This is a genomic window from Pirellulales bacterium, assembly GCA_035656635.1.
Lineage (GTDB): Bacteria > Planctomycetota > Planctomycetia > Pirellulales > JADZDJ01 > DATJYL01.
Map to the genome: position 1 here is coordinate 1 of DASRSD010000065.1, position 4,823 is coordinate 4,823.

The 4,823-nt window shown below is 56.3% G+C and carries 2 protein-coding genes; both read right to left on the reverse strand.

Annotated elements, in window-relative coordinates; genetic code table 11:
• A partial coding sequence (locus VFE46_05670; GenBank protein HZZ27478.1) for a hypothetical protein occupies positions 1 to 3,399 on the reverse strand: 3,399 nt, incomplete at its 3' end.
• 58 nt (positions 3,400 to 3,457) lie between these two features.
• The coding region (locus VFE46_05675) for a glycoside hydrolase family 27 protein (protein HZZ27479.1) at positions 3,458 to 4,823 on the reverse strand (1,366 nt) is incomplete at its 5' end.

Here is a 4,823-nt window from a genome sequence, read left to right on the forward strand (position 1 = left end):
GACTTCGGCCGTAATGCTGGCATCGCCGGTCACGGTTTTGTACAGATACTGGAACTGGTCCGACGTGCCCGAAATATCGTTCCCGCCGCCGGCCACCGTGTACACACCGCTCGTCGTGTTGAAATTGGAACTCCCAGCCGGCGTCGGCGCTCCAACATCGGTGGCGGATGTAAAAATCCCCAGTGATGAAGGAATCACATTTACGGTAGCGGTGCCAACATACAAACCGCTGGTCGCGGTGATTGAATCGGCGCCAGTGTTGGCAGGTGCGGTATACAAGCCGGCTGTGCTGACCGTGCCGCCCGCGCCCCCACCGGCAATCGCCCAGGTAAACGTAGGCTGTGTGGTTAGTGCGACGCCAAATTGATCGAAGGCAGTGCCCATGAATTGCTGCGATTTCGTGGTGCCCACGCTGGCGGTAGTGGGAGTTACCGTAATGCTGTGAATGGAAGATTGAACAGAAACCGTCACGCTGCTGGTTGCCGACAAACCGCCGGCATCGGTCACGGTCACTAAAAATGTATATGACCCCGGCGCGAAAAATGTAGCCGCGTTGCCTTTCGCCGCGTGGGTGCCGTTCAAGGCAAACGTGGGCGCTACAGCGCCCGTGGGCTTCGCGGAGACCGTCCAGGTGTAAATTAAGTTCGTTTCGCCGGCATCGTCATTGCCTAACACGTTCAAATTGGTTGACGCGTTTAAAACCGGCGAGGCTGCTGAGCTGGCGGCAACCGCAATCGTCGGCACGGCATTGCTGACGGTGACGTTTGCAGTGCCTGAAACTGACCCGTTAGTGGCGGTCGTCACAAAATTTCCTGGAGTGGTTCCGGCAGTAAAAAAACCGCCGCTAGTGATCGCGCCGCCGCCGGATGTCCAAGTAAGATTGACCGAGTCAGGACGGTTGAACTGATCGGTGGCAGACGCGGAGAATTGGCGCGTTCCATGCTCATTAAGGCCCGCCGTGGCTGGCGCAACGGTAATTTTAGTGAGCGTTTGATTCACCACGACACTGACGCTGCTCGTGGCGTTGCTCGCGCCCGCGTTGCTTGCGGTCACCAAGAACGTGTACAAGCCAGCCTGCGAAAAAGTAGCCGTGGTGTTTTTGGCGGCATTGGTTCCGTTGGCGCTGAAGATTGGCATCGGCGCGCCGCCGGGCAAGCTCGACACCGACCAGGTATAAGTGAAATCAGTCTGCCCGCTGTCTCCCAGAGCTAAAACAGAAAGCGCGGTTGTCGTGGCAGAGATCTGTGTCGGCGAAGCTGCAGCCGCGGCAGAAATAACCGCCGCCGCGCTGGTTACAGTTATTCCCGTGGACCCGATGACTGAGCCGCTCGTGGCGGTAATTTGATAGCTGCCTGGCGTCGTGCCGGAAGTGTACAAGCCTCCGGTGGAGATGGAACCGCCTGTGGCGCTCCAGATAACCGAGGCTGCCATGGGATTGCCAAATTGATCGGTTGCCGCGGTGACGAATTGCTGAGGTGTGTTTTCGTTAATTGACAAATTGCTCTGCAGGACGCTCATTGCCGTCAGGGTTTGATTGACAGTGACGCTGACGTTGCTGGTTGCTGAGAAGCCGCCCGGGTATTGAATTGCGGCTTGGAACGTGTAAGTGCCCGCTTGGCCGAACGTGGCCGTGGCGCTTTTCGAGGCGTTCGTGCCGTTGGCACTGAATGTGACTACTGGCGCACCCGTCGGCGCAGATACGGTCGACCAGGTGTAGGTTAGCAACGATTCAGGTGCCGCATCGGCGCCCAATACCGATAAGGTTGTCGTTTTTCCCGCCACCGTGCCTGGCGCTGCTGCAGCCGGTGTGGCCACGGTCGGTGTTAAACGATCCATTAACTGCGCGCTGTACAAGCTCAACGGCGTAACGGTGCTGCCGCGCGCGTTATACTCACCGGTGCCTTCCGATGTGCTGCCACTACCGCCGATAATCCAGTTTTGCGCCGTGGGCGGGCTAGAAACGTCGGTCCGAGCATTCACGTTCCACAGGACGAAATTGGCGCCCTGCCAGCCGTGTCCAGAGCCTTCGTTGCCGGCGTTGCGAATATTAATCCAATCGGTATCGGAAACATCGTCGAATAATCCGCCCGTGGCATAGCGCTGATGCGGTCCGGTTTCATCGCGACTGTGCGAAAGCCCGAGCGCGCCTTCCAGCGGATCGGTAATGGTGATGTTGGTGTACACGTTGGGGCCCGGCACGCTGCCCCCCATCGAGATTGCATGATAGGCGTTCGTGAATACGCCGTTCTCGTAGAGGATTTCCTGGCCGGAATTTCCAAAACCGGACGGCGCATCGTCAATGTTGCTTTGTGCCTGGCTGGTATTCTGAACGGTCATGTGATCGAACGTAATCCACTTAGCACCGCTGCCGGTGGTAATCACATTCGTTGCAAAATTATCCGACGTGATATTTTCCGCCCAAGCATTTTGAACCTTGTCCATAAAAATGGAGCCGGTGGCATGAGTCGTGTTGGTATCGGTCGTGCCGGTGAAGTCGGAATAGGTGTAGAGATTTTCAATGCCGACGTTCGAAATGCGACCGCTCCAGGTGTACTTGAAAATGGTGCCGCCGCCGTATTGTTGATCTAACGCCTGAGTTAGCGGCGCGTCGATAGTGATGGTGCTGCCATTGATCGCGGTAATGACACGATCCGAATTCAAGTTTTTGCTCCCCGGCGTCCATGGGTTCGTTAGCGTTTCCATGCCGATGGCGTTAATCCAGGCTTGCGTGCTGGGCCGCGATACAATTACGGTATCGCCAACGTGCAGATTCGCTGTGCTATCAACTGTGAAGGAAGTTGCTCCAACCGGCACATAGCTGTTCGTAATATTGTGCGTGGTGCCGGAAACGGTCGACATTGATCCGCTGCCAGCGACCGTAATCAGCACACGCTGTGTGATTCCGGTAGCTTCCAGGCGAGTGCCCGCAGCAGCGTTGTTCCCCTGCCCTTCCAGCACCACGCCGCTTGCGGAAATAGTCAGTGCGCCGCTGATTGGATAATTGCCTGCGGTCAGCAAAACCGCGCCACGAAAGCCATTGCTCTGCATGGACATGGCCGATACGGTGTTGATGGCGTTTTGAATGGCCGTCGTCATGTCGACTCCGGCTGCGCCAGGATTGACAGTCGCCATCACTGGCACTGACACGCCGCCGGTTGTATCGGGCAGGGGAACGTCGCCGGTCATGTACCCAACCGTGGAAAAGTTGGGGATGACATTTCCTTGCGGATCGGCGACATAAACCAAATGCCCATCGGCGTCCGGATAGACCAATGAGCTGTTTGCCAGCAGCCTGCGGCTTTCGAGCAGTTCGAACTTGCGCGGTGACGCTAAAGCACTTCGGCATTGACGCCGCAAGCGATTAGCACCTTGTCGCCAAGAATTTCCGAGACGAAACATCTCGGCGCTCCCCTTGTTCCGTAAAACCCCATGCCTGTCCGCAGCGGATTGGCTTTTTTTACCGGTCTGCCTTGCCAATCTTTAACATCACGGCGCCGTGAAACGGAATTGTGCAGGTGTAATGATCGTCAATCTGACCAAGGTCTCGCTGCCGCCATAAATCGCGCACCATTTGCGATCCCGTTAAATGCAAATCTGTCCAAGTGACCGTTGCCTCGGCGGAGTCGGCCACTTTTTCCAGCGCGGCTTTTGCTTCTGATTCGGTATCGAACTCAGTCGTCTTTTTGGTTTCGAGATCCGTCAATTTCCAAACAGGCACGGAGGCCTGTTGATTGGCTTTGGGCCGCGACGGAGGAGTAAGCTCATACCGGCCTCGGTTAAACAACCCCACAGCCAACGTGCCATCAGCCAAAGGCCGGGCAAGGACCTCGATGCCAGAGGGTTTGTCGTCTTTGACGTGAGTCGCCTGTTTGCCTAAGGGATCTTGGTTCACCGCCAAGACTTCATCGTTGGTTAATAAACTGAGGGTGAAATCATCTAATTGCGTCATGTCGCATCCGATCAGGAGTGGCGCCGCTAACAAGGACCACAGTGTGATGTGCGTGTACTGTTCGTCGGCAGTCAGGTTGGTGGCGTGGAGCTTCGGTCCCCACCCAACCATTCCGACGACGAGCATATCGGGATCGTTCCAGTGTCCCGGCCCGGCATATTCGGCCCATTTGTCTTCGCCGAATCCCTTGCTGCTCATCGATTGCCAATTATCGCGGATATCGCCGGAAGTGCGCCAAGCATTCGATAACCGCGCCCAATCTTCCACGCCAGAAAATGGTGCGCTGTTGGACAAACTGAGCACGATATCCCGTTTACTTTGGCGAATTGCATTTTCCATTTCTTCAACTTGCGGCGGCTCGATCGGATTCCAATCATATTTCAAATAGTCGAAACCCCAGGCGGCCCATTGTTGGGCATCGTTCGTGGCGAATGGATATTGACCAACGGCCCACGGCAAGATTTTCTTATTAACTTGCTTTTGCTTAGGGGGAGGTTCCCATTTGCCCTCGGGGTTTTCTGCCGATCCGCCCGGATAGCCGGCGTACGAAGTAACCCACGGCGTGGAGTATATTCCCGGCTTCAGACCAAGGGCATGAATTTCGTCGCACAGCTTTTGCATGTCGGGGAATTTTTTGTCTCCTTGCAAGGCATTGAATTTCCCGCCGCGATCGCCTTGCCACGTATCGTCGATGTTGATGTACGTCCAGCCATGCTTGATCAGGCCTTTGTCGACCATCGCATGGGCAGCGGCCAGCACTTTCTCCTGATCGACTGCGCCGGCGAAGCAATTCCAACTGTTCCAGCCCATGGGCGGCGTCAGGCATATTTGGTCGCCAACTTTAATGAGCAGCGGCTGGCTGTCGGAACCGGCG